Origin of the sequence: Streptomyces sp. NPDC001668, assembly GCF_042893155.1 — a bacterium.
Lineage (GTDB): Bacteria > Actinomycetota > Actinomycetes > Streptomycetales > Streptomycetaceae > Streptomyces.
Map to the genome: position 1 here is coordinate 62558 of NZ_JBIAUQ010000005.1, position 24172 is coordinate 86729.

Here is a 24172-nt window from a genome sequence, read left to right on the forward strand (position 1 = left end):
TCGATCAAAACATCAGGGGGTTAGCATATGAGCGCCGCCTAGCTCGAAAGAGAATTCTGTGACTGTCAAGGACGACTCGTTCACCGACTGGAAGAACCGCGAGGAGATCGCGGAATCGATGATCCCGATGATCGGGAGGCTGCACCGGGAGCGTGATGTAACGGTTCTCCTCCACAGCCGTTCCCTGGTGAACAAGTCGGTGGTCAGCATCCTCAAGACCCACCGGTTCGCCCGGCAGATCGCCGGCGAGGAACTCTCCGTCACCGACACCCTGCCCTTCGTCCAGGCCCTCACCACGCTGGACCTCGGCCCCTCGCAGATCGACATCGGCCGGCTCGCCGAGATCTACAAGGGCGACGACCGTGGCCTGTCGGTGGCCGAGTTCACCGCCGAGGCCGTGGCCGGCGCGACGGGCGGCAACAAGATCGACCGCCGTGAGCCGCGGGACGTGGTCCTCTACGGCTTCGGCCGCATCGGCCGCCTGGTGGCCCGGCTGCTGATCGAGAAGGCGGGCTCCGGCAACGGTCTGCGGCTGCGCGCGATCGTGGTCCGCGGGGGCGGCGAGCAGGACATCGTGAAGCGGGCCTCGCTGCTGCGCCGGGACTCCATCCACGGCCAGTTCCAGGGCACGATCACCGTCGACGAGGCCGAGAGCGCGATCGTCGCCAACGGCAACACCATCAAGGTGATCTACGCGAACGACCCCTCCGAGGTCGACTACACGGCGTACGGCATCAAGAACGCCATCCTCATCGACAACACCGGCAAGTGGCGTGACCGCGAGGGCCTCTCGCAGCATCTGCGCCCCGGCATCGACAAGGTCGTGCTGACCGCGCCGGGCAAGGGCGACGTCCCCAACATCGTGCACGGCGTCAACCACGACACCATCAAGCCGGACGAGCAGATCCTGTCCTGCGCGTCCTGCACCACGAACGCGATCGTGCCGCCGCTGAAGGCGATGGCCGACGAGTACGGCGTGCTGCGCGGCCACGTGGAGACCGTCCACTCGTTCACCAACGACCAGAACCTGCTGGACAATTACCACAAGGCCGACCGCCGGGGCCGTTCGGCGCCGCTCAACATGGTCATCACGGAGACGGGCGCCGCCTCCGCGGTCGCCAAGGCGCTGCCCGACCTCAAGGCGCCCATCACCGGCAGCTCGATCCGGGTGCCGGTGCCGGACGTGTCCATCGCGATCCTGAGCCTGCGCCTGGGCCGTGAGACCACCCGCGAGGAGGTCCTCGACCACCTGCGGGACGTCTCGCTGACCTCCCCGCTCAAGCGCCAGATCGACTTCACCACGGCCCCCGACGCGGTCTCCAGCGACTTCATCGGCTCGCGCCACTCCTCGATCGTCGACGCCGGCGCGACCAAGGTCGACGGGGACAACGCGATCCTCTACCTCTGGTACGACAACGAGTTCGGCTACTCCTGCCAGGTGGTCCGGGTCGTACAGCACGTGACCGGGGTGGAGTACCCGACCTATCCGGCGCCCGCGGTCTGATCCCGGTACAGGTCGCGCAGGAGGGCGATCTCGGCCCCGTGGTGCAGGACTTCCTGGTTGACCCACCACACGATGTCCAGGAAGGGCTCGTCGGGGTCGCTCCCGTGCGGGTAGGTGCAGCGGCCGACGGTGTCGAGATCGCTGTCGGCGGTGTCGCGCAGTGCCGCGCGCCAGGCGTCGGCGGCCGCGTGGAAGGCGGCGATCGCGTCGGCGGCGGTGCCGCTGACGCGGTAGTCGTCGCGGGTGAGGCGGTGGGTGCCCGTCGTGTGGTCGGCGCGCAGGAGGAGCATCTCGCTGAGATGGCTCAGGCGCCACGCGAGGGTCGTGAACGGCGGCGGCACGGGATGCGGGTGGGGCGCGGCATCCCGGCCCCACTCGCCGGCCCCGGCCAGGAAGGTCGCCCTCGTCCCGGGTCCGTCCGTACGCCGCCGGACCGACCAGCAGCCCGGCACCGGTTCCCAGAGGTACTCGTCGTCGGTCATCGCCCCGACCGGGGTCCGTGAGCCGTCGCCGCTGTCCATGACCGGCCCGGCGAGCCGGCCGGCCAGACGCTCGCAGGACCAGTCGAACTGGTCCAGCAGCGGGGTGAGGCGAGGTCCTGGCGTCATCGGTGCTCCCCTGGGTCGTCCAGTCCGCCAGGCTGGCACACCGCGAGGGCCTCCCGCTCCTGCTTTTCCCTTGCCCTCGCCGCCGCCCTAGTGCCCGCGGAACGCCTCCTCCAGCCACCACGCCCCGCGGTCCCGCACCACCTTGGCGTCGATCAGCAGCGGCGCGGAGCGCGGGCCGGCGACCCAGTCCTCCACGGCCTTCAGGTCCGTCCGCGTGTGCACGGTCACCGCCTCGAAGCCGTAACCGCGCGCGACGGCCGCGATGTCGGTCGCCGGGAACTCGACCGTGTCGAGCGGGTGTCCGCCGGGGCCGAAGTGGTGCACCTCCGCCCCGTAGGCGTCGTCGTTGTACACGACGACGACCATGGGGAGCCCGAGCCGCCGTACGGTGTCGAGGTCGGCGGCGCCCATCAGCGCACCGCCGTCGCCGAGCGCGGCCACCGGCAGCCGGTCCGGACGGGCCAGGGCCGCGCCGATCGCGGTGGCGAGGCCGAGACCGATCGACTGGTAGGCCTGGGTGAAGCAGAAGCCGTCCTGGTCGGGCACCGACAGGAACATGCTCGGGTGGCCCATGAAGTTGCCGGAGTCGACGCCGATCACCCGCTGGGCGGGGAGGATGTCGTCGAGCGCGATGCTGAGGGTGCGGGGGTCGATCCGGTCGCGGGTGCTCGTGTCCTCGTACGGCACGTCACGCCAGCGCACGCGCGCGGCGACGGCCTCGGCGATGTCGGGGGTGCGCAGGCCCTGTCGGCGCCCGCCGAAAGCCGACAGGACGTGCCGCGCGGTGAGTTCGACGTCGCCGGTGACGCCGAGCCGCAACTCCCGGTGCGCGCCGAGTGCCGAGGGATCGTCGTCGACCTGCGCCACGGTCGTGTCGGGGCCGATGAGGGCGCCGTGCCGCATGGTCCACATGTTGAGGGCGCAGCCCCAGCCGACGATCAGGTCGGCACCGCCGATGAGTTCGGCCGCCAGGGGCGACGCGAAGCCTCCGGAGACGTCGAGCGACCAGGGGTTGCCGTGGAACAGTCCGCGCGCCACGGCCGAGGTCGCCAGCAGGGCGCCGCACCGCTCGGCGAGGGCTTCGAGGGCGTCCCGGGCGGCGGGTGAGCGTGAGCCGCGCCCTGCCACGAAGACGGGGCGCCGGGCCTGCTCCAACACCTGCGCCAGGGACGCCACTTCGGACGCGGCCGGTTCGACCGCCGGTCGCGGTGGCGGGGGTGCCGCCTGGGCGAGGGAGCCGTCGGGGGCGTCCAACACCTGTACTTCCAGAGGGAGGTTGAGGAGCACCGTGCGCCGCTCGTGCAGGGCCCGCCGCACCGCCTCACACGCCTGTTCCACGGCGTCCTCGGCCGCGGTGATCCGCAGGGGCACCGCGCCCACCGCCGTGCCCAGCGCGTCCTGGTCGACGTAGAAGTTGGAGGTCGGCCGGGTGACCTCGGCCGCGAGCACCACGAGCGGGGTACGGCTCTTGGCGGCCTCGGCGATCCCCGTCAACGCGTTGGTCAGGCCGGGCCCCTGGTGGACGCTGACGGCGGCCACCGTGCCGCTCACACGCGCGTACGCGTCGGCCATCGTCGCCGCACCGCCCTCGTGGCGCGCGGCGACGAAACGGGCGCCGGCCGCGACCAGGGCGTTGGTCAGGTGGAAGTTCCCGGATCCGACGACGCCGAAGACCTGCTCGACCCCGGCCGCGTACAGGGCCCGTCCGACGGCCTCCGCGACCTTCATGACCGCTCCACCAGCGCCAGTACGCGCGCGGGCGAGCCGGAGCCCGCGACGATGGGCAGCGGTCCCGCGATGACCACGCTGCCGGTCGCGGGCAGTGCGGCGAGGTTCTGGAGCTGGGTGAGACCGTACTTGTCGGAGCCCATCAGGTACGAGTGGCAGGGGAAGGCGGGGTCGAAGGAGTGCCCGCGCCCGGCGTCCGTGCCGACCGTCTCCACCCCGAGGCCGATCACCGGGGCCTCCTCGGCCACCCAGCGGGCGCACTCCGGGGACAGGCCCGGAGTGTGGGGGCCGTTCCCGTCGGCGTTCAGGAAGGTCTCCTGGGAGTGCGAGCGGGCGTCCCAGCCGGTGCGCAGGAAGAGCCAACCGCCCTCCGGCAGCGGCCCGTTGCGTTCCTCCCAGTCCTTGACGTGCGCCACCTCCACGAGGAAGTCGGGGTCCTTGGCCGCCTCGGCGGTGAAGTCCAGTACGGCGGCGGGGGCGATCAGCCGCTGCGGCGGGACCGACGCCACGTCGGCGAGGTCCTTTCCGGTCACCCAGTGGTTCGGGGCGTCGAAGTGGGTGCCGGTGTGCTCTCCGGTGCGGAAGTTGTTCCAGTACCAGGCCGGGCCGCGGTCGTCGTACCGGCTGATCTCCTCCAGCTCGAAGATCGCCGTCTGGCCGAACTGCGGCGGCAGTTGGATCACCGGGGTGGACGACGACAAGGGCGAGGTGAGATCGACGACCTGGATCGAACCGGTCCGCAGGGCCGACACCAGCGCGGCGAGAAGGGACGGCTGCTCGAGCATGAGGGCCTCCTGAAACGCTCCGGGACTGCCAGCATGTCACCGGCCGCCCCGCCGCGACCCGCTTCGCCGGTCAGGAGTCGGCCGGTGCCGCGAACAGGTCCTGGATTGTCTCGGTGGCCAGGTCGAGCAGCCAGGTGTGGGCGCGGTCGGTGTCGTGGCGCTGGTGCCACAGCAGGTACAGCGGGACCGCCGGCATCGGGAGCGGCAGCGGGAGGGTGATCAGGCCGAGTCGCTCGCGGGCCGCGCGGGTGACCGCGTCCGGCAGGGTGGCCACCAGGTCGCTGCCATGGGCGAGTTGCAGCGCGATCCCGGCAGCGGGCGTGGAGGCCACGACGCGCCGTCGGCGGCCATGCCGGGTCAGGGCGTCGTCGACGGGATCGCTCAGGCGTCCGCGCCGCGAGACGGTGACGTGTTCGGCGGCCGCGTACCGCTCGATGTCCAGAGGGCCTTCGGTGAGCGGGTGGCCGGGGCGGACGGTGACGACCAAACGGTCCCTGCCGACGAGGCGGTGCCGGATGTCCGGAGGCTTCGGCGTACTGGAGCTGGATTCCAGGTCGACCTCGCCCCTGCGCAACTCGGGGCTGTCCGTGCCGGGTTCGGCGGGCAGCCGCACTTGGACGCCGGGGGCCTGGCGATGGACGGCGGCGATCAGGGCCGTACCGCAGGCGGCGGTCAGGGCGTCGTGCCAGCGCACGGTGAACACCCGCTCCAAGGTCGAAAGGTCCAACTCCTGCCGCGCGGAGAGCAGTTCGTGGGCCTGCTGCACGAGGGTGTGGACCTGCGTGCGGATGGCCAGCGCGCGGGGCGTGGGGACCATCGTCCTGCCGGTGCGGACCAGGATCTGGTCGCCGGTGGCCTTGCGGATGCGCCCCAGGCTGCGGCTCATGGCCGGTGCGGTGACATGGAGGCGTTCCGCGGCGCCGGTGACGCTGCCCTCTTCCAGCAGTGCGTCCAGGGCGGTGAGCAGGTTCAGATCCAGTTGCATGGGAGTAACTCTACGAGTGAATAGCATGCACTTGTTGTTAATGGTGAGCGGGCCTACCTTCGAAGCACGGGTACGGGACCAGCCGCTCCGCGGTCGACCGAATCCCCTGCCGCATCCCTTGAGGAGTCCGCCATGAGCACAGCCATGCCTTTCGCCGCCGGCACCACCCTGCTGTCCGACGTGACCGCCGCCGTCGAGGCCGCCGGCGTCATCCTGCGCGAGCGGTACACCCCGCACGCCCGGGGAGTGAGCCTGAGCGGGATCGTCGAGGAGATCGACGCCAACGACGAGGCGGTGCTGGAGGTGCTTCGGGAGCCGCTGCTGCGGGCCCGGCCCGGGTCCCAGTGGGCCGAGGACGAGCTGGCCGGCGGCGCGCTCCCGGCCGGGGAGTGGTGGGTCGTCGACCCCGCCGAGGGCAACATCAACCACGTCCACGGCATGCCCGACTGGGCCGTCACCGCCACCCTGGTCCGCGACAACCGTCCGGTGCTCACCGTGGTGCACCTGCCGCTGGCCGGCGACACCTACACCGCCGTGGCCGATGGTGGCGCCCACCTCGACGGCCGGCCCCTGACGGTGTCCGCGAAGACCGACCTGGGCGCCGCGCTCGTCGGCACCGGGCAGGCCAAGCCCGGTGAGGACAAGGACACCTTCCGGCGGATCGGCGAGTCGGTCGCCGCACTGCTCACCGACGGACTTGTGGTCCGGGTGTCCGTTCCCGCCACGATGCAGCTCATCCACGTCGCCGCCGGACGGATGGACGCGTTCTGGCAGTTCTCCGACGTCCGCTCCGGCCTGGTGGCCGGTGCCCTGCTGGTCGCCGAGGCCGGGGGCGTCGTCACCGACCTGGCGGGCGAGCCCTGGACCACGGGCAGCCGGGACTTCCTGGCCGCCGCTCCCGGTGTCCACGCGGCCGCCCTCGATGTCCTCGCGTCGATCGTCTGACCGCGAGCCGGACCGCCCTCGTTCCTCCCGCCCGACACCCCAAGGAGCATCACCTCATGACCAGCATCGGCATCCTGGGCGCGGGCCGCGTCGGCCGCAACCTCGCCCAGAAGCTCGCCGCGGGCGGACATCACGTCGTCCTCGGCCGCCGGAGCGAGGTGAACGAGGTCGTGGCGCCCGCCGAGGGCGTCCACCCCCGCGTCACCGTCGCCGATCAGCGCACCACGGCCCGCACCGCGGACATCGTGATCAACGCGACGCCCGGCGACAGCGCCCTGGACCGCCTCACCGGCCTGCGCGCCGAACTCGCCGGCAAGATCCTCGTCGACGTCTCCAACGCCACCCACGACGCCGGTGACGGCCTGCCCGGGGACCTCTGCTACCCCGGCAGCAGCCTCGCCGAGCATCTCCAGGCCGCCCTGCCCGGCACCCGGGTGGTCAAGACCCTCAACACCATGCTGTTCACGGTCATGACCGCCCCCGAAACCCTGACCACCCCACCGACCGTCTACCTCTCGGGCAACGACGAGCAGGCGAAGAAGACGGTCACCGGTCTGCTCGGCGACCTGGGCTGGCAGCCCGACCGGATCGAGGACCTCGGCGACATCACCACGGCCCGCGCCACCGAGGCCATGATCCTGCTGGTCCCCCACATCCTGCGCCGGCACGGATTGCAGCCCTTCGCCGTCTCGCTCGCCCGCTGACGCCGTCGAGGAACACGACGGGCCCCGGATCGTCGTCGGATCCGGGGCCCGTGGCAGATCTTCGGTCAGTTCACGCCGACGTGGGCGTTGACACCGAGCGCGACACCCTCGGCGGAGACGCCGATGCCGGCGTCGGCGCAGACCTCGAGGTGCGCGACCTGGAGGTGCAGGCCGGCGGCGGTCGCGGCGGCGACACCACCGGAAACGGTGTCCAGGTCGGCGTCGTTGAGCTCGGCGGCCTCGATGTGGGGGGTGACGTTCATGGCGCGCGGTTCCTTTCGCATGAGCAATCCTCGAGGAGGGGGGACACCGGATGGAAGCACGCCGGGCATGGACACGGCCACCCGGCCGGAGGCGCCCCACGGTGCTCCTTCACAGGATGTGCCGCCGCGGCGCCCGACCCCTCCTCGCGGTGCGGTGCCGAACACGGACACTCCACCACCAAAAAGCCCGCCCCCCGTGCGGCGATGCCCACCCTTCGGTTTCCGCGTGCCCGAGCGGTGAACGGTGTGCAGGTTCCCCGGTTTTTCGATGCGGTTCGGCCTGGGTCGACATCGCTGAACCTCAGGGCTGCTCGACCGCTTGCGGAAAACGTTTCAACCACAGCCGGGGTAGACTTGCGTCGCTCATGTGCGAACGGCGAGGGGGTGGACGCCATTTCGGTTCGCCCCGCCCGTATCCAGGACGTCGCGGCCGCCGCCGGGGTCTCGGTCTCCACGGTGTCGAACGTCCTGAACCGGCCCGAGCGGGTCAACGCCCGTACCGCCGAGCGGGTCCGCGACGCGGTCGCCGCCCTCGACTACGTCCCCCATCCGGGAGCCGCCGGTCTGCGCACCGGCCACTCGTCGTCGATCGGCCTGGTGCTGCCGGACGTGGCCAACTCGTTCTACTCGCGCATCGCGCGCGGCGCCGCCGACGCGGCGTACGAACACGGCTACTCCGTCGTGCTGTGCGACAGCGGTGACGACCCGGAGCGGGAGCAGGGCTACTTCACCATGCTGGTCGAACAGCGGGCCGTCGGCGCGGTGGTGGTCCCGCTCAGCGCCGACCCCACCCGGCTGTCGCGGCTGCGTGAGCGCGGTATCCCCCTGGTCCTCGCGGACCGCGCGATGCCCGCCCAGGAGGGCTGTTCGGTCTCCGTCGACGACATCGCAGGCGGCCGTATCGCCGTGCAGCACCTCCTGGACCGCGGGGCGCGCGACATATTGGTGGTGAACGGCGAGCGCACGATCCGTCAGTGCGCCGACCGCTACCAGGGCGCCCGCCAGGCTGTGCGCACCCGGCGCGAGGCACGCCTCGGCCAGGTCGTCGCCGAGGAGATGACGGTGGCGTACGGCAGCGAGACCGCCCACAGTCTCGACGAGTTGCCCGACGGGGTGTTCTGCACCAACGACTTCCTCGCGGCGGGGCTGTGCCGGGCGCTCGGCGAGCGCGGGGTGAAGATTCCCGAGGACGTGCAGGTGGTCGGGTACGGCGACCTGGACATCGCGAGCTTCGCGGGCACCACCCTGACGACGGTCCGCCAGCCGGTCGAGGAACTCGGCCGGGCAGCCGTCGAGATGCTCCTCGACGAAGTGGAGGCCCGTGCCGAACACGCCCACGAGGCAAGGGTGTTCGCACCGGAACTGGTCCTGCGCGACTCCACGCGGGCTTCCTCAGACCCGCCTTTCTAGCCGCACAGGACCCAGCAGTCCCGACGGAAGCTGGGACGGGAAGGCCCAGGCGGTCGGCGTGGCCTCGGCGAGATACGGGGCCAGGGTGTTGCGGACGGTCACCTCGAGACGGACGGTCCGCCCGGCGCTGCCGCGCAGTTCGAAGCGGTACGGCGCACAGAACGCCTCCCCGACGAGCTCACCGTCGACGCACACCTCCACGCTGCCGCGCACCCGCCCCAGATCCAGCACCGGGTCAGCACCGGCCGGCACCCGCAGCGTCCGCGCGTAGGTCACACCCCCGCTCCAGCCGGCCAGCCCCAGCTCACCCCACTCGCCCAGCGGCAGGGGCGCCGGTACCGTGCGCACCCGTACCGGTCCCCGCCAGGCGGAGCCGCCGCGCAGAACGGCCGTGGGGGCGGTGACGACCTCGCACTCGGCCGCCTCGCCGAGCGGCTCGTCCAAGGTCAACCAGCCCCCGGTTGCGTTCAGTTCGGGACCGCCGTCGATCCTCACCCGGGCGGGAAGCTCCAGTGGCAGGTCGAGCGAGACGGTCCCCGCCGGTACGGTGAACCGGAAGCGCTGTTCGGCCTCCCGGAGTGCGTCGGTGGACCGCAGCGGCAGTACGGCGGAGCCGAGCACCGGGGCGCCGGCCAGCCACTCGGCGCCGGGCAGCGGGTGCGGCCGTACCGCTGCGGCACAGTGCTGCAACTCCCCCCACCGGCCCTCGTGTTCGACCGTAACCCCTCGCCAGTCGCCGGTCCGGGCCTGCCAACCCGGGCCGCTGACCAGGGCGGTGGTGTCCGCCACGAGGTCGACATAGATCCCGTCCCGTGCGTCGACGCTGTCGGCCACGACGTCGAGGACGTGATCGCCTCCGCCCAGCGTCAGTTCGTGGCGGAAGAACATCGGTACGGCGCCCCAGTCGGACTCGTAGTACTCCGCCTTCTCCTGCCGTGCCACCACGGCTCCGTCGAGCAGCACGGTCACGCCCACCGCGGCGCCCACCACGAGGACCGCCGCGCCCTGGGCGCTGATCCGGCCGCGGTAGGTCACGCCGCCGTCGGGGCGTACACCGTCGGGCAGGCGCATGAACAGCGGGCGGGGTGCGAACGCGTCCGGGCGCGAGAGGCAGAAGTAGCTGCCCAACGGGGTGTCGGCGGCGGCCGAGATGGTCTGTGGCCGGTCCTGGGCTTCGGACAGCTCGTACTCCAGCACGTTGCGGGCCTGTTCGACCTCGACCCGGGCGGACGCCAGATAGCCGCGTCCCGTCTCGACCCGACTGCCGTTCCACCACACGCGTTTGACCGCCGCCGCGCCGATGTGCAGGTCGGCGGGGCCCCGGTGGCCGGTCTCCACCACGGCCCTGACGCGGGCGACGGTCCCGTTCACGGGCACCGGCACGCGCACGAACTCCTCCGGAACCAGGCCCTTGTTGCCGAGCAGCCCGTCCGGGTCCGGGATGCCACGGCTCGACGAGTACAGCGAGACTCCCCAGTCCGCCGAGGCCAACTCCTTCTCGCCGGAGAGGACTTGCTCAACGGCGGCAGGGTCCAGGGGCGCCGGTGCCTGCGCGGAGGGCACGGGCGGCAGAACGCGGACGCGGTTGCCGTACGTCGCCCGCGCCTGTCCCCAGGAGTCCTCGGTCTCGCTCCATCGCATGGTCCAGATCTGCGGTTCGGCGACGGACGCTCCGGCGGGCAGGGCCAGGTCGCCCCAGGTGTTGTCCAGGGTGGGAACGAGGCGGCCCTCCCAGCCCGTCGACAGGTCGATCGACTCCGTCGGTTCGGTGCGGGACGGGGGCGCGGCGTCGTCCGCCGTAGGGCCTTCGCGCCATACGACGAGGGCGGCGGGGGCGCCCTCCAGCGGCACGTCGATGGTCGAGACGCCGTCGGTGACGGTGACGCGTCCGGGGCGGCCGGTGCCGGTCGCCGGGTTCCAGATCTCGGCCTCGGCGACTGATGCCCGCACGGTGACGGAGGAGGTGCGGGCGTAGCGCGCGGGGTCGATCTCGTGGCGGCCCCTCGGGGGGTGCCGCCGTGCGTCGGGGAACGCGCCCGTGACGAGCGCGACCGCCGTGTCGCCCTTCCTGCGGACGAGCAGCGGCACCTCCCCCGTCGCGTACCCGGCGTCGTCGGCGACCGCTGCCGCAGCAGCCTCGGCGTCGGTCACCCGCTCCAGGCGGGGATGGTCCAGCAGCGCGGCCACGGCCGAGTCGTCACCGGCGAGCCCGGCCGCCCGCGCGGGTGGGCGGCCGACGACCACGACCCGGCCTCCGGCGTCGAGGAGGTCCACCAGTCGGCGGGCCGTCTCGTGCTCCAGGACACTCGCCGAGGGCAGCAGGACCGCGGTGTACGCCAGGTCCCGGATGCGCAGGGCCCCGTCGCCCGCCTTGGCGCCCTGGACCGAGGCGTCGTCGATGACGTCGAAGGAGACGCGGTGCCGGTCGAGGGCGCCGACCGCGGGCTCGAGCCAGTTGTTGGTGCCGCACAGCTCCAGGTAGTGGCGCTGGGTCTCGTCGGCGTCGGCGTGGGCCTCGCCGAGGCGGCCGTCGCCGAAGTGCTGGACGGGGGCGTCCAGCGGGATGAGGGACTGCATGGTGGCGGTGGGGTGCAGGACCGCGACGTCGGCGCTGTAGGTGCCCCACGACAGGATCGAGCAGATCCGGGCGACGGCCCGGGAGAAGGCCGGGTACTGCCGCCAGTAGGGCTGGCGCCAGTCCGTGGACGGCGGCGCCCACTCGAACCAGCCGCCCGCGGTGCCGAAGTAACTGGCGTGCGGGTTGTAGAGGTTGGCGCCGCTGCGCAGGAACGGCAGCAGCCAGTCGTAGGTCTCCTCCAGGGTGCCGCCCCAGCCGGAGGAGTGGAACGACTCGATCCACACGCGCTCGTGGCCGTAGAGGTGGGCCATGGAGGAGTGGACCTTGGCGTCGCCGTGGTGGTCACTGCCGGCGGCGCTGTACCAGCGGTGGGTGCGGAAGTAGTCCGTGTAGAGCTGCGTCGACTGGGCCGGGAAGCCGGAGCGGGCCGGGTGGCTCTGGTCGCAGCCCAGGAGCAGGCCGCGCTCCTCGTGCCAGGCGGCGAGGGGGCGGAACAGGGCCTCCTCGGTGAGTTCGGCACGGACGGCGTAGTAGTCGGCGCGGATCCGCCGGGCCCGGTCGGAGTCGTCCCCCGTGAAGAGGGCGGGGAGGTGGTCGAGGAGGTCGTAGCCGCGTCGGGCCCGGAACTCCTCGGGGAAGCGGCCGGTCCAGGAGTTGGTGGCGGGCAGCTCGTCCTGGAAGCTGCCGGCGATGACGTTGCCCAGGTATTCCGGCACACGACGGTCGTACTCGTGATGGATGGCGTCGAACAGGAGACCGACGGCCGCGGGATTCAGATAGTCGAAGGCTGTGGGGACGGCGAGCACCAGGCGCACCTCGGTGCCGTCGGGCGCCTCGATGCCTGCCGGGCCGGTGACCGGCAGGCGGGCGCCCGAGGTGTCGTACGCCCCCAGCAGTGTCTCCGTGCCCTGCAGGGCGACCGTGCCGCCCGCGACCACCGCCCGGCGCGAGCGCAGGGCGCGGCCCGCCGCCTCGGGGTGCCGACGGGTGATGCCGCCCTGGACATTGGCGCCGGAGAAGCCGATCTGGTCGTAGAACCACAGGCGCGTGCCCAGGTCGCCGGCGATCTCGCAGGCGTCCGTGAAGCGGGCCCACCACTCCTCGCCGAACCACACCGGGTCGTCGGTGCGGGCGCCGAAGGTCGGTCCGGCCGGTGCCAGGTTGATCACCACGAGGTTGTGGACGCCGCCGTCCGCGAACCGGCGCAGCTGCCAGGCCAGGCGGTCACGGGTGACCTTCGCGCCCGACCACCACCACAGCGGGGTGGGGCCGAAGTCCCGGGGCGGGTTGTCGAACAGCTGTCGCAGGGCTGGAGAGATCACGGTGGGTCCTTCCGGTCACGGCCCGGACACTCTCACGGATCAAAAACGTTTTACGTCAGCCTCACCGTAGGACACCCCCGCGGTGCTCACCAGAGCTGCGGGGCCGTCAGGTCGTTTCCACGGATGGCCGCATGACGTCTTGTTGGAACGTTTTTACCCTCCTATAGTCGCTGGACATCGGCCGAGAACAGCGACGTCCCCCCCCTCCGCTCGGACCCACTCTCCCCAGACGGAGCCGCATCATGGCCCGAACCTCGCCTGCCCCGAACCAGCCGGAACCGCCCATCGAGAAGCGCCTGTGGAAGGTCGCGACCCTCTCCGGCATGGCGTCCTACCTCGATGCCGCGCTCATCGTGAGCATCGGCGTCAACCTGGCCATCTACCGCGACGCCTACGACATGGGCGTCTGGATGGCCGGGGCGATCAGCGCGATCGTCACCATCTGCATCGCCGTCGGCTCCCTGGTCGGCGGACGCCTCGCCGACGTGTTCGGCCGTCGCCGCCTCTACAACCTGGACATCCTCTGTTACGCCCTCGGGGCGGTCATCATCACGCTGGCGCCCGACGACATCACCCTTCTGGTGGGTGTCCTCCTCGCCGGTCTGGCGGCCGGAGCCGACCTTCCGACATCCCTGGCCGTGGTCTCGGACGCGGCGCCCGACCACGCTCGCGGGCGGCTCATCGCGTTCACGCAGGTCATGTGGATGATGGGCATCATCGTCGTGGTCTTCGTGGGCTTCGCCCTGTCGGACACCGGCATGGTCGGGGCGCGGCTCATCACCGGCCATCTGGCGGTCGCCGCGCTGGTCACCTGGCATCTGCGCTCGCGGCTGGAACTGGCCACAGGTCCGGATCCGGCCCAGGACGAGGTCCCGGTGGAGAAACCGGCCCAACAGGACGGCGTCGCGCTCAGGAACGTCTGGACCCGGGCCGCGCTGGTGCCCATGCTCGCGACCTTCGCGTTCTACGTCACCTGGGGCCTGGGCGCCAACACCATGGGCCAGTTCACGACGTATCTGCTGGTCACCGTCAGCGGTGCCTCGCAGAGCGTGGCGACCGGCATCAACCTGGCCTGTCTCCCGATCGGTCTGCTGCTGACGCTCGCCTTCGTCCGGATCGCCGACGGCCCGCGGCGCGACCGGATGTTCTACGTCGCGACCGTCGTGCAGATCGCGGCCTTCGCGATCGGCACGCTCACCCTGGGCGCCATCGTCGGCTTCCTCGTCTTCTACGTCCTCTACCAGCTGTCCTATCCCTTCGCGGGCGAGGCCAACTACAAGGTGTGGTCGCAGCTGACGCTGCCCGCGGACACCCGGGGCACCACGCAGGGGATCACCTACGCCGTCTCGCGCGGGGTCTTCGCGGGCGTCGCGTTCGTCACGCCCGCCCTGCTCGACCGGAGCCCCAGCCTGTTGCTCTGGGTGATCACCGGCTGCATGGCGCTGTCGGCCGTCGCGGGCCTGTACATCGTGCGCGTCCTCGTTCCCCGCGTGTCCCGTGCCGCCACCGCACCGGCGGATCTGAAGGTCGCACAGACCTGACCCGAATCCCGAAGGAGCGCCGACCATGGCGACGACGACCGAATCCACCACGACACGTGCCGGTGAACGGGAGGCCGCGCTGGGCGAGTTGCTGCCGCCCGTGCCCCGTCGCCGGCCGCGGATCGGGCTGGTCTCCGGCGGGCTCGGCACGTACTGGCCGCAGTTCCCGGGGCTGCTGCCCCAGTTGAAGGAGTCGGCCGCGTATGTCGCCGAGCGGCTGGGGCAGTTGGACGCCGAGGTGACGGACGCCGGGTTCGTCTCCGACGCGCAGGAGGGCGCGGCCGCCGCCGAGCGGCTCCGGCGGGCCGACTGCGATCTGATCGTGCTGTTCCTGACGACCTACCTGACCTCGTCGATGGTGCTGCCGATCGCCCAGCGCACCCACACCCCGGTGCTGGTCGTCGACCTCCAGCCGTCCGAGCGGATGGACCACGCCTCCTTCGACACGGGCGACTGGCTGGCGTACTGCTCGCAGTGCTCGGTGCCGGAGGTCGGCAACGTCTTCCGCCGGGCCGGTATCCCCTTCCGGTCGGTGTCGGGCTGGCTGCGGCAGGAGTCGGCGTGGCGGCGCGTCGAGCGGTGGGTGCGGGCCGCGCACGTCCGGGCCGCGCTCCGGCACGCGCGGCACGGACTGATGGGGCACGTGTATCCCGGGATGCTGGACGTGCAGACCGATCCGACGCTGCTGTCGGCGACCTTCGGCTCGCATGTCGAGGTGCTGGAGTTCGACGATCTGCGGCACCGGGTGGAGAAGGTGACCGAGGCGGAGACCCGGGAGCGGGTGGAGCTGGCCCGGCGGATCTTCACCGTCGACGACAGTGTGGTCGACGAGGACTTCGCGTGGGGCGCGACCGTGTCGGTGGCCCTCGACCGGCTGGTGGAGGACTTCCGCCTCGACACCCTCGCGTACTACCACCGGGGCCTGGACGGCGAGCAGCACGAGCGGCTCGGCGCCGGCATGATCCTGGGCGCGTCGCTGCTCACGGCCCGGGGTGTGCCCGCGGCCGGTGAGTACGAACTGCGCACCAGTCTCGCCCAGTTGGCCTCCCAGAGCGTCGGCGCGGGGGGCTCCTTCACGGAGATCCAGGCCCTCAACTTCGAGGACGGGGTGGTGGAGATGGGCCACGACGGGCCCGCCCACCTCGCGCTCAGCGCCCGGGATCCGCTGCTGCGCGGCCTCGGCGTCTACCACGGCAAGCGCGGCTGGGGCGTCAGCGTGGAGTTCGACGTACGGCAGGGGCCCGTCACCCTGCTCGGGCTCGGTCAGGACGCCGACGGCAGCCTGTCGTTCATCACCTCCGAGGGCACGGTCGTGCCCGGTCCGCTGCTGGAGATCGGCAACACCACCAGCAGGGTCGACTTCGGCCGGGATCCCGGGGAGTGGGTGGACGCGTGGAGCGCCACCGGGGTGGGGCACCACTGGTCGCTCGCGGTGGGGCATCACGGCGCCGACTTCGGGGCGGCGGCGAGTCTGCTGGGGATCGATCACCGGGAGGTGTGACCGGGCTCAGGAGGGCTCCACACCCCGGACACGGGCCAGGACGTCGCGGATCATCTCGGCGCTGATCTTGAAGTGCTCCTGCGCGATCTCCTCGGCCCGCTCCGGCTCACCCGCCTCGATGGCGTCGTAGAGCGCCTTGTGGTCCTCCCCGCCCTGATGGAAGTGGGTCCGCTCGCCCTTCCCCCAGGGCTCGACCGGGAAGCCGAGACTGGTCCGAGCGAGCAGATCGCGGCTGAGCATGACGATCTGCGGGTTGCCCGTGGCGGCACGGACGGCCTGGTGGAAGGCGCTGTCCGCCGTCTGCTCGTCGCGCGGGGTGCGGGCGGACAGATAGGCCGACAAGGCGTCCCGCATGGGCTCGAGGTCCTCCGAACGCCGACGCCGGGCGGCCGTCGCGGCCACCATGCCCTCCACCAGCCCCCGCAGGTCGAAGAGCTGCTCGAACTCCTCCCACCGAGGCACCAGGGTGTGCCGGACCGCGGCAGCGGTCGACTCGGTCCAGCTGTCGCGGACATACGCCCCGCCGTTGCGGCCCCGGCGGATCTCGACGACTCCGACCGCCTGGAGACGCGCGATCGCCTCGCGCACGGTGGGACGGCTCACCCGCAGCAGCCCGGTGAGTTCACGCTCGGCCGGCAGCCGTTCGCCCGGGAGGAAGTCGCCCACCGCGATCGCCGTGAGGAGCCGGTCGCAGACCTCGTCGACCGCCGAGGCCACGCGCACCGGGCGCAGCGCCGATGACGGGGCGTCGCCGAGGAGGACGCGGTCGAGGACGCGTGCGTACTCGTCCCCGGGTCCGGGTGCGGATGTCAGTTGCCCTCCCGTAAGTCGCCGTTTCTGTAAACGAACACGAGTCGTGTGAACCCGCCGTTACGTCTTTCCCTGCCCCAGCTAAAAGGTCTTGTGGACTGACCTTTTACCGCCCCACTATCTCATCCATCCGTCACATCCCAACGATTTTCAGACAGCGGTCGGCTGGTTCCGACCGGTCTGGGAGGCTCTCGCGTGGCGATCCCCGAACCGAACCACACCGGAACCGTCGACTTCAACGGCAATTCCACCTGGTACCGGATCACGGGCGAACCGGGCAGGACACCCCTGGTGGTCCTGCACGGCGGACCCGGCGCCGGCCACCACTACACCCTCAGCATCGCGCGCGTCTCCGAACAGGGCCGTCCCGTGATCCACTACGACCAGCTCGGCACCGGGTCCTCCACCCATCTGCCCGACAAGGGTGCCGACTTCTGGACCGTCCAGCTCTTCCTCGACGAACTGGACAACCTGCTCAAGGAGTTGGGCATAGCCGACGGCTACCACATCCTCGGCCAGTCCTGGGGCGGGATGCTGGCCGCCGAGCACGCGGTACGGCGTCCGCAAGGGCTGCGCGGGCTGGTCATCGCCAACTCCCCCGCGTCCATGGAGCTGTGGCTCCAGGCCGCCGCGGAACTGCGCGCCGAACTTCCCGAGGAGGTCCAGCACACCCTGCGCGCCCACGAGGCGGCCGGGACCACGGACCACCCCGACTACCTGGCCGCCGAACAGGTCTTCAACGAGCGCCATGTCTGCCGTCTGACTCCCAACCCGCCCGAAGTACAGGCCACTTGGGACAACATCGCGGCCGATCCGACCGTCTACCACACGATGAACGGCCCGAACGAGTTCCATGTCGTCGGCACCCTCAAGGACTGGTCGGTCATCGACCGCCTGCACCTGATCGAGGTGCCGACCCTGCTGGTGTCCGGGCGCTTCGACGAGGCGACTCCCGAGACCGTCCGCCCTTTCGCCGACCACATCCCCGATGTGCGCTGGCACATGTTCGAGCACTCGAGCCACATGCCGCACGTCGAGGAGGAGGAGCTCTACCTCCGGATCGTCGGCGAGTTCCTCGACTCCACCGACTGATCCAGGAGTTGTCCGCCATGTCCCGCACCACCAGACGGGGCGCGCTCGCCGCCGCCACCGTCGCCCTCACACTCACCGCCGCAGCCTGTTCGTCCTCCTCGGACTCGGGCTCCTCCTCCGGCCCGAGCGCCTCCACCTCCGGGTCCTCCGCCTTCCAGGCCCAGCACAAGGGCGGCACCCTCAAGCTGGTCGCCCACGCGGCCGCGGGCAGCTTCGACCCGCAGGTCAACTACACCCTCCAGTACTGGCAGTTGTACCAGTCGATGTACGACGGACTGCTCGCCTTCAAGAAGGTCAACGGGCAGGAGTCGTTCACGGTCGTGCCCGACCTGGCCACCGCCATGCCGAAGGTGACCAACGGAGGCAAGACGTACACCTTCACACTCCGCAGGGGCATCACCTTCTCCAACGGCAAGCCCCTGACCACCGACGACGTGGTGGCGTCCTTCCAGCGCATCTTCAAGGTCTCCAGCCCCACCGCGGGCACCTTCTACAACGGCATCGTCGGCGCCGACGCCTGTCTGAAGACGCCGGCCTCCTGCACCCTGTCCAAGGGCGTGATCGGTGACGCGAAGACCGACACGGTCACCGTCAACCTGACCGCCGCCGACCCGGAGTTCGAGTACAAGCTGGCCGTCCCGCACGCCGTCGTCGTACCGAAGGACTCGCCGACGAAGGACGCCGGGACCAAGCCGCTGCCGTCGACCGGCCCGTACATGGCGGCGTCGTACGACCCCAACCGGGCGCTGAAGCTGGTGCGCAACCCGCACTTCAAGGAGTGGTCCCGGGAGGCGGAGCCGCAGGGCTATCCGGATGTCATCGACTACACCTTCGGGCAGACGGTCGAGTCCGAGGTGACCGCCGTCGAGAACGGCCAGGCGGACTGGATGTACGACCCGCCGCCCGCCGACCGCCTGGGCGAGATCGGCACCAAGTACGCCTCGCAGGCCCATGTGAACCCGCTGACGGCATTCTGGTACGCGACGCTGAACGTCAACATGGCGCCCTTCAAAAACAAGTTGGCCCGGCAGGCGATCAACTGGGCCGTGGACCGCTCCGCCGTGGTGCGCCTGTACGGCGGCACCAACCTGGCCTCCCCCGCGTGCACGATCCTGCCGCCGGGCTTCCCCGGGCACGTCGACTCCTGCGACTACACCAAGGGCGGCGGTACGACCTGGAAGGCCGCGGACCTCGCCAAGGCGAAGGCCCTGGTGAAGCAGTCCGGTACGGCCGGGCAGGAGGTCGGGATCGTCACGCAGGACGACGACGTCAACAAGTCGATCGGGCAGTACCTGCAGAGCCTGCTCACGCAGTTGGGTTACAAGGCGACGCTCAAGCCGCTGTCGGGGAACATCCAGTTCACCTACATCCAGAACACCAAGAACAAGGTGCAGCTGGCCCTGACGTCCTGGTACCAGGACTACCCGGCGGCCTCCGACTTCCTCAACGTGCTGCTGTCCTGCGCGAGTTACCACCCCGGCAGCGATTCCAGCATCAACATCTCCGGGTTCTGCGACAAGGGCGTCGACGCGAAGATGCAGGCGGCGATGAAGACCTCGGGGACCGACAAGGCGAGCGCCGACAAGCAGTGGGGCGCCGTAGACCAGCAGATCATGGGCGAGTCGCCGGTGGTCCCGCTGATCAACCCGAAGATGATCGACTTCACCTCGACGCGGGTCGGCAACTACCGGTTCAGCAAGCAGTTCTACATGCTGGTCGGGCAGCTGTGGGTGAAGTGACCCTCGCCCCGTCGGCAGGGGCCCGGCGCTCGCCGGGCCCCTGGCGGACCGCCGCCGGCGACCTGCTGCGCAACAGGTCCGCCCTGGCCGCGGCCGCGGTCCTGCTCCTCGTCGTGCTGGCGAGCCTGTGCGCCCCGCTGTACGCGGACCACATCGCCCACACCGATCCGTTCCAGTCCCATGTCTCCGGCACCACGGTCGTGAACGGGAAGACGGTGCCGGTGCTCACCCCGAGCAGCACCGGCCTCGGCCTCGGTGTCACCCCGATCGGCCCGACCTGGGACCCCGCGCACTACTTCCTCGGCGCCGACAACCAGGGGCGCGATGTCATGGCGCGGCTGTTGTACGGCGGCCGGACGAGTCTGTTCATCGGGTTCACGGCGGCTCTGCTCACCTGCGTCCTCGGCACGGCCGTGGGGATCGTCGCCGGGTACGCGGGCGGGGTCGTGGACGCGGTCATCTCCCGGGTCCTGGACGTCATCTGGGCGTTCCCGGTGTACCTGCTGGCGATCTGCCTTTCGGTGGTGCTGCTCACCAACGGCCTGAAACTGGGCCCGGTCAGTGTCGACGCGGGGAGTCTCTGGCTGCCCGTCACGATCATCGCCGCGATCTATGTGCCGTACATCGCACGGCCGTTGCGCGGTCAGGTGCTGGTGCTGCGGAACAAGGAGTACATCCAGGCGGCCGTCGGCTCGGGCGCGCCCACCTCGCGCATCCTGCGCCGGGAGGTGCTGCCGAACGTGGTGCCCACCGCGATCGTGTTCGTCCCGCTGATGACCGCGCTGGCAATGCTCACGGAGTCGGCGCTGTCCTTCCTGTCCGTCGGCGTCCAGCCGCCCGACGCCAGTTGGGGCACGATCATCGAGGACGGTCTCGGGCTGCTCTACACCCGGCCCGCCGTGACCATCGCCCCCGGTCTGCTGATCGCGCTGACCACGGCCGCGCTCAACGTCCTCGGCGACGGGGTGCGGGACGCCCTCGACCCGGGCGCCCGGCTGCGCGGAGGGGTGTGACCATGCTCGTCTTCGCCCTCAAGCGCTTCGGCTCGGCCCTGCTGGTGATGTTCTCGATCAGTGTGCTGGTGTTCCTGATCTTCTTCGCCACCCCGGGAGTAGATCCGGCGGCGCGGATCGCCGGCCGCAACGCCGACCCGGCCACCCTCGCCCAGGTACGCCACTCCTTCGGCCTCGACCGGCCCATGCCGGTCCGCTATCTGCTGATGATGCGCCACCTGCTGATCGACCGGGACCTGGAGTCCTTCGTCAACCGCGGCTCCCGGGTCATCCCGCAGATCCTCCAGGCCACCCCCGTGACCCTGTCCCTGGTCATCGGCGCGGCCCTGATCTGGATGACGGCGGGCATCCTCATGGGCACGGCCGCTGCGACCCTGCGCGGCAAGGCAGCCGACCCGATCATCATGCTCGTCGGCGTGGTCGGGGTGTCCCTCCCGGCCTACTGGCTCGGCGAGGTCGTCAACCTCCTCACCCAGAAGCAGCTGCACGACTCGCTGTTCTCCTGGGTGCCCCCGCCCGGCTACGTCGGCCTCGGTCAGGATCCCAGCCAGTGGGCGCTGCACATGCTCTTCCCCTGGCTGACCCTGGCCCTGCTGTACGCCGGGATCTACGCCCGGCTGCTGCGCGGGGAGGTCGTCACCGCACTGAACGAGGACTACGTCCGTACGGCCCGCGCCAAGGGCCTGTCCGAGCGGCGGATCCTGATCCGGCACGCCCTGCGCTGCTCGCTGATCCCGATCGTGTCGCTGTTCGGCCTGGACTTCGGGGCGCTGGTGGGTGGCGCCGCGCTGCTGACCGAGGTGGTCTTCGGCCTGCCCGGCATCGGCAAGCTCACCTTCGACGCCCTCCAGAACCTGGACCTGCCCGTGATCATGGGCACGGTGCTGTACGCGGCGTTCTTCGTGGTCCTCGCCAACGCCCTGGTGGACATCCTGTACGCGCGACTCGATCCGAGGGCCCGCCATGCCTGAACCTCTGCTGGACGTACGCGACTTGACCGTGCGCTTCCGCACCCGCCAGGGCCTCGTCACCGCGGTCGACGGTCTCTCCTTCTCCGTCGCCCCGGGCGAAGTAATGGGCGTGGTGGGCGAGTCGGGCTCCGGCAAGAGCGTCTCGATGCTGGCCGTACTGCGGCTGCTGACCAGTGCGAACGTGACCGTGTCGGGCGAAGTACGCTTCCGCGGCCGCGATCTGCTCGCCCTGGCGGACAAGGAGATGCGGGCGGTGCGGGGCCGGGAGATCGCGATGGTCTTCCAGGACCCGATGACCGCGCTGACGCCGGTGTACACCGTGGGCTGGCAGATCGCCGAGGCGATCCGGGCGCACGGCCAGGTGTCCCGCAAGGAGGCGCGGGCCCGGGCGGTCCAGCTCCTCTCGGACGTCGGCATCCCGGACGCGGCCTCGCGGGTGGACGCCTATCCGCACGAGTTCTCCGGCGGGATGCGCCAGCGTGCCGTCATCGCGATGGCGCTGTCCTGCAACCCCTCGCTGTTGATCGCCGACGAACCGACCACGGCACTGGACGTGACGGTCCAGGCGCAGATCCTCGATCTGATGCGGGACCTCAACGCGCAGGGCTCCGCGATGGTCCTCATCACGCACGACATGGGCGTGGTCTCCCAGATCGCCGACCGGGTCCTCGTCATGTACGGCGGCCGGGCGGCCGAACAGGGCCCGCGGCGGGCGGTGTTCCACGGTCCGCGGCACCCGTACACCTGGGGCCTGCTCGACTCGGTGCCCCGGGTGGGCGGGGCCCGGCTGCGGCGGCTGCCGACCATCGCCGGCACGCCCGTGTCGCCGGGCGCGGTCCCGGAGGGCTGCGCGTTCGCGCCGCGCTGCCGGCTCCGGCACGAGCGGTGCGAGGAACGTCCGGCGCTCGCCGCGGGCGGTGGCGACACCGCGCATCTGGACGCGTGCTGGCTGCCGCCGGACGACCGTGCGGGACTGCGGCCGACGCCCGACGAAGACGTGAACACGGAGGCGGTGTCGTGACGGCACAGGAGATCGTGACGGTGGACGAGGCGGCTCCTCCCGGCGAGGAGATCGTGCTGCGCGCCACGGACGTCACCAAGCACTACCCCGTGCGCGGGAGGCGTCATGTGCTCCGCGCGGTCGACGGGGTCTCCCTGGAGGTGCGCGGCGGCGAGACCCTCGGCGTCGTCGGGGAGTCCGGCTGCGGCAAGTCCACGCTGGGCCGCTGCCTGGTCCGGCTCACCGAACTCACCGGAGGGCGCGTCGAGTTCGACGGACAGGACATCTCGACGCTGTCCACGCGACGGCTGCGTCCGGTGCGACCCGGCATGCAGCTGGTCTTCCAGGACCCGCAGGCCTCGCTCAACCCCCGCCGCCGCGCCGGGGACATCGTGGCCGAACCGCTGCTCGTGCACCGGTACGGCGACGCGGCCGCGGTCCGCCGCCGGGTCGGGGAGCTCTTCGACGTCGTAGGACTGGCGGCGGCCCATCTGGACCGGTATCCGCACGAGTTCTCCGGAGGTCAGCGCCAACGCATCGGTATCGCGAGGGCGTTGGCGACGAATCCGAAGCTGATCGTGGCCGACGAACCGGTGTCCGCGCTCGATGTGTCGATCCAGGCGCAGGTGCTGAACCTCTTCGCCGACCTCCAGGAGGAGTTCGGCCTGACCTACGTCTTCATCGCGCACGATCTCGGTGTGGTCCGTCATGTGTCGGACCGGATCGCCGTCATGTATCTCGGGGAGATCGTCGAACTCGCGGGGACGGAGGCGTTGTTCTCGGCACCGGCCCATCCGTACACCCAGGCCCTGCTGTCGGCCGTTCCTGACATCGACGACGGGACGCTCACGGACGGCGGGCCGCTCAGGGAACGCGTCGTCCTGACCGGGGAGGTGCCGAGTCCGGCGGACAAGCCGACGGGGTGCCCGTTCCGTACGCGGTGTCCCTACGCCCGGGAGCTGTGTGCGGTGGAACGTCCGAGGCTCACGGCGACGGCCTCCGGCCGCCAGGTGGCCTGTCACTATCCGCTGGCCGACTGAGGGCCCGGGGTCTGCAGCCCCCGGGGCCGGCCTGCCGGCCGTCGGCTCAGCTCAGCTCAGCCTCAGCCTCAGCCTCAGCCGAACTGTCCGACCGCGTAGTCGCCGGCCGGCTGCTGGGTCATGACGTTCAGCCGGTTGAAGGCGTTGATGACGGCGATCAGGGAGACCAGGGCGAGGAGTTGCTCCTCGTCGTAGTGCTTGGCAGCGTTCTCCCAGACGTCGTCCGGGACACCGCTGCCGTCGGCGAGACGGGTGCCCTGCTCCGCCAGTTCCAGCGCGGCGCGCTCGGCCTCGGTGAAGACCTTGGCCTCGCGCCACGCGGCCACCATGTGGAGGCGCTGCGCGGTCTCGCCCGCGGCGGCGGCCTCCTTGGTGTGCATGTCGAGGCAGAACCCGCAGCCGTTGATCTGGCTCGCGCGGATCTTCACCAGTTCCTGCGTCGTCATCGGCAGCCCCGAGTCCGTGACCACCTTGCCCGCCATGGCGAAGTGCTTGAGCAGCTTGCCGGCCAGCGGGCTGGCGAAGACGTCGAGTCGGGCTTCCATGGTGTGCTCCTTCTGCCGTTGTCGTTGGCTACACACCTATGACTGGATTGCCCGGCGGATTGTGACAGGGATGAATGTGACCTGCGTC

General features: G+C 71.0%; 20 protein-coding genes. 12 read left to right on the top strand and 8 right to left on the bottom strand.

All coding sequences use genetic code 11. The features are described 5' to 3' along the window. The first annotated feature begins 58 nt into the window (after positions 1-58). On the top strand, positions 59-1504 hold the full coding sequence (locus tag ACFYZ8_RS16980; protein WP_388530741.1) for a glyceraldehyde-3-phosphate dehydrogenase: 1446 nt from the start codon (positions 59-61) through the stop codon (positions 1502-1504). Here ACFYZ8_RS16980 and ACFYZ8_RS16985 read toward each other — a convergent pair. From ACFYZ8_RS16985 to ACFYZ8_RS17000, 4 genes are all read right to left on the bottom strand, one after another. Continuing rightward, entirely contained in the window at positions 1483-2112 is a 630-nt protein-coding gene (locus ACFYZ8_RS16985; protein ID WP_388530738.1) for a DinB family protein, read from the bottom strand. The two genes, ACFYZ8_RS16980 and ACFYZ8_RS16985, sit on opposite strands and share 22 nt — an antisense overlap. An 87-nt stretch (positions 2113-2199) precedes the next feature. Beyond that, on the bottom strand, positions 2200-3840 hold the full coding sequence (locus ACFYZ8_RS16990) for a thiamine pyrophosphate-binding protein (RefSeq protein WP_388530735.1): 1641 nt from the start codon (positions 3838-3840) through the stop codon (positions 2200-2202). Continuing rightward, complete coding sequence (locus ACFYZ8_RS16995; RefSeq protein WP_388530732.1) at positions 3837-4625, bottom strand: cyclase family protein; 789 nt, start codon at positions 4623-4625, stop codon at positions 3837-3839. Before ACFYZ8_RS16995 ends, ACFYZ8_RS16990 begins: the two co-directional genes overlap by 4 nt. Before the next feature lie 70 nt (positions 4626-4695). Continuing rightward, a complete protein-coding gene (locus ACFYZ8_RS17000; RefSeq protein ID WP_359028423.1) occupies positions 4696-5610 on the bottom strand; it encodes a LysR family transcriptional regulator in 915 nt (304 codons plus the stop codon). A gap of 132 nt (positions 5611-5742) precedes the next feature. On the opposite strand from ACFYZ8_RS17000, the gene ACFYZ8_RS17005 reads away from it, so the two are divergent. Both ACFYZ8_RS17005 and ACFYZ8_RS17010 read left to right on the top strand, forming a co-directional pair. Next, the gene (locus ACFYZ8_RS17005; RefSeq protein ID WP_388530729.1) at positions 5743-6555 is read left to right on the top strand and encodes an inositol monophosphatase family protein; all 813 of its coding nucleotides are present in this window, start codon (positions 5743-5745) and stop codon (positions 6553-6555) included. 56 nt (positions 6556-6611) lie between these two features. Further along, positions 6612-7259: an NADPH-dependent F420 reductase gene (locus ACFYZ8_RS17010; protein ID WP_388530727.1), complete on the top strand. Its 648-nt coding sequence runs from the start codon at positions 6612-6614 to the stop codon at positions 7257-7259. A gap of 65 nt (positions 7260-7324) precedes the next feature. On the opposite strand, the gene ACFYZ8_RS17015 is transcribed toward ACFYZ8_RS17010, so the two are convergent. Further along, positions 7325-7543, bottom strand: a complete 219-nt coding sequence (locus ACFYZ8_RS17015; protein ID WP_359028420.1) for a hypothetical protein — start codon at positions 7541-7543, stop codon at positions 7325-7327. Positions 7544-7906: 363 nt separating this feature from the next. Here ACFYZ8_RS17015 and ACFYZ8_RS17020 point away from each other — a divergent pair, with 363 nt between their 5' ends. Next, a complete protein-coding gene (locus ACFYZ8_RS17020; RefSeq protein WP_359028419.1) occupies positions 7907-8932 on the top strand; it encodes a LacI family DNA-binding transcriptional regulator in 1026 nt (341 codons plus the stop codon). Here the strand turns inward: ACFYZ8_RS17020 and ACFYZ8_RS17025 are convergent. Beyond that, positions 8915-12832 carry a glycosyl hydrolase gene (locus tag ACFYZ8_RS17025; protein ID WP_388530721.1) on the bottom strand — a complete coding sequence of 1306 codons (3918 nt, stop codon included), beginning with the start codon at positions 12830-12832 and terminating at the stop codon, positions 8915-8917. The two genes, ACFYZ8_RS17020 and ACFYZ8_RS17025, sit on opposite strands and share 18 nt — an antisense overlap. A 242-nt stretch (positions 12833-13074) precedes the next feature. Between ACFYZ8_RS17025 and ACFYZ8_RS17030 the strand changes: the two genes are divergently transcribed. Further along, positions 13075-14373 (top strand): MFS transporter, encoded by a 1299-nt coding sequence (locus ACFYZ8_RS17030; protein ID WP_359028417.1) that lies wholly within the window; start codon positions 13075-13077, stop codon positions 14371-14373. A gap of 25 nt (positions 14374-14398) precedes the next feature. Then, complete coding sequence (locus ACFYZ8_RS17035; protein ID WP_359028416.1) at positions 14399-15874, top strand: L-fucose/L-arabinose isomerase family protein; 1476 nt, start codon at positions 14399-14401, stop codon at positions 15872-15874. A 6-nt stretch (positions 15875-15880) separates the two neighbouring features. Here ACFYZ8_RS17035 and ACFYZ8_RS17040 read toward each other — a convergent pair whose 3' ends face one another. Further along, a complete protein-coding gene (locus tag ACFYZ8_RS17040) occupies positions 15881-16597 on the bottom strand; it encodes an FCD domain-containing protein (RefSeq protein ID WP_359028415.1) in 717 nt (238 codons plus the stop codon). A gap of 282 nt (positions 16598-16879) precedes the next feature. Between ACFYZ8_RS17040 and ACFYZ8_RS17045 the strand changes: the two genes are divergently transcribed. The 6 genes from ACFYZ8_RS17045 to ACFYZ8_RS17070 are packed head-to-tail and all read left to right on the top strand — an operon-like array spanning position 16880 to position 23539. Beyond that, complete coding sequence (locus ACFYZ8_RS17045) at positions 16880-17776, top strand: proline iminopeptidase-family hydrolase (RefSeq protein ID WP_359028414.1); 897 nt, start codon at positions 16880-16882, stop codon at positions 17774-17776. A gap of 17 nt (positions 17777-17793) precedes the next feature. After that, positions 17794-19515: an ABC transporter substrate-binding protein gene (locus ACFYZ8_RS17050; RefSeq protein WP_388530717.1), complete on the top strand. Its 1722-nt coding sequence runs from the start codon at positions 17794-17796 to the stop codon at positions 19513-19515. Then, positions 19503-20528, top strand: a complete 1026-nt coding sequence (locus tag ACFYZ8_RS17055) for an ABC transporter permease (RefSeq protein WP_388530714.1) — start codon at positions 19503-19505, stop codon at positions 20526-20528. Before ACFYZ8_RS17050 ends, ACFYZ8_RS17055 begins: the two co-directional genes overlap by 13 nt. A gap of 2 nt (positions 20529-20530) precedes the next feature. Next, positions 20531-21499 (top strand): ABC transporter permease, encoded by a 969-nt coding sequence (locus ACFYZ8_RS17060; RefSeq protein ID WP_388532079.1) that lies wholly within the window; start codon positions 20531-20533, stop codon positions 21497-21499. Continuing rightward, entirely contained in the window at positions 21492-22520 is a 1029-nt protein-coding gene (locus tag ACFYZ8_RS17065; protein WP_388530711.1) for an ABC transporter ATP-binding protein, read from the top strand. Before ACFYZ8_RS17060 ends, ACFYZ8_RS17065 begins: the two co-directional genes overlap by 8 nt. Next, the gene (locus tag ACFYZ8_RS17070) at positions 22517-23539 is read left to right on the top strand and encodes an ABC transporter ATP-binding protein (RefSeq protein WP_388530709.1); all 1023 of its coding nucleotides are present in this window, start codon (positions 22517-22519) and stop codon (positions 23537-23539) included. The genes ACFYZ8_RS17065 and ACFYZ8_RS17070 overlap by 4 nt, the downstream gene beginning before the upstream one ends. 74 nt (positions 23540-23613) lie before the next feature. Here the strand turns inward: ACFYZ8_RS17070 and ACFYZ8_RS17075 are convergent, their stop codons facing one another. Next, complete coding sequence (locus ACFYZ8_RS17075; protein ID WP_388530707.1) at positions 23614-24084, bottom strand: carboxymuconolactone decarboxylase family protein; 471 nt, start codon at positions 24082-24084, stop codon at positions 23614-23616. Between the last annotated feature and the right edge of the window lie 88 nt (positions 24085-24172).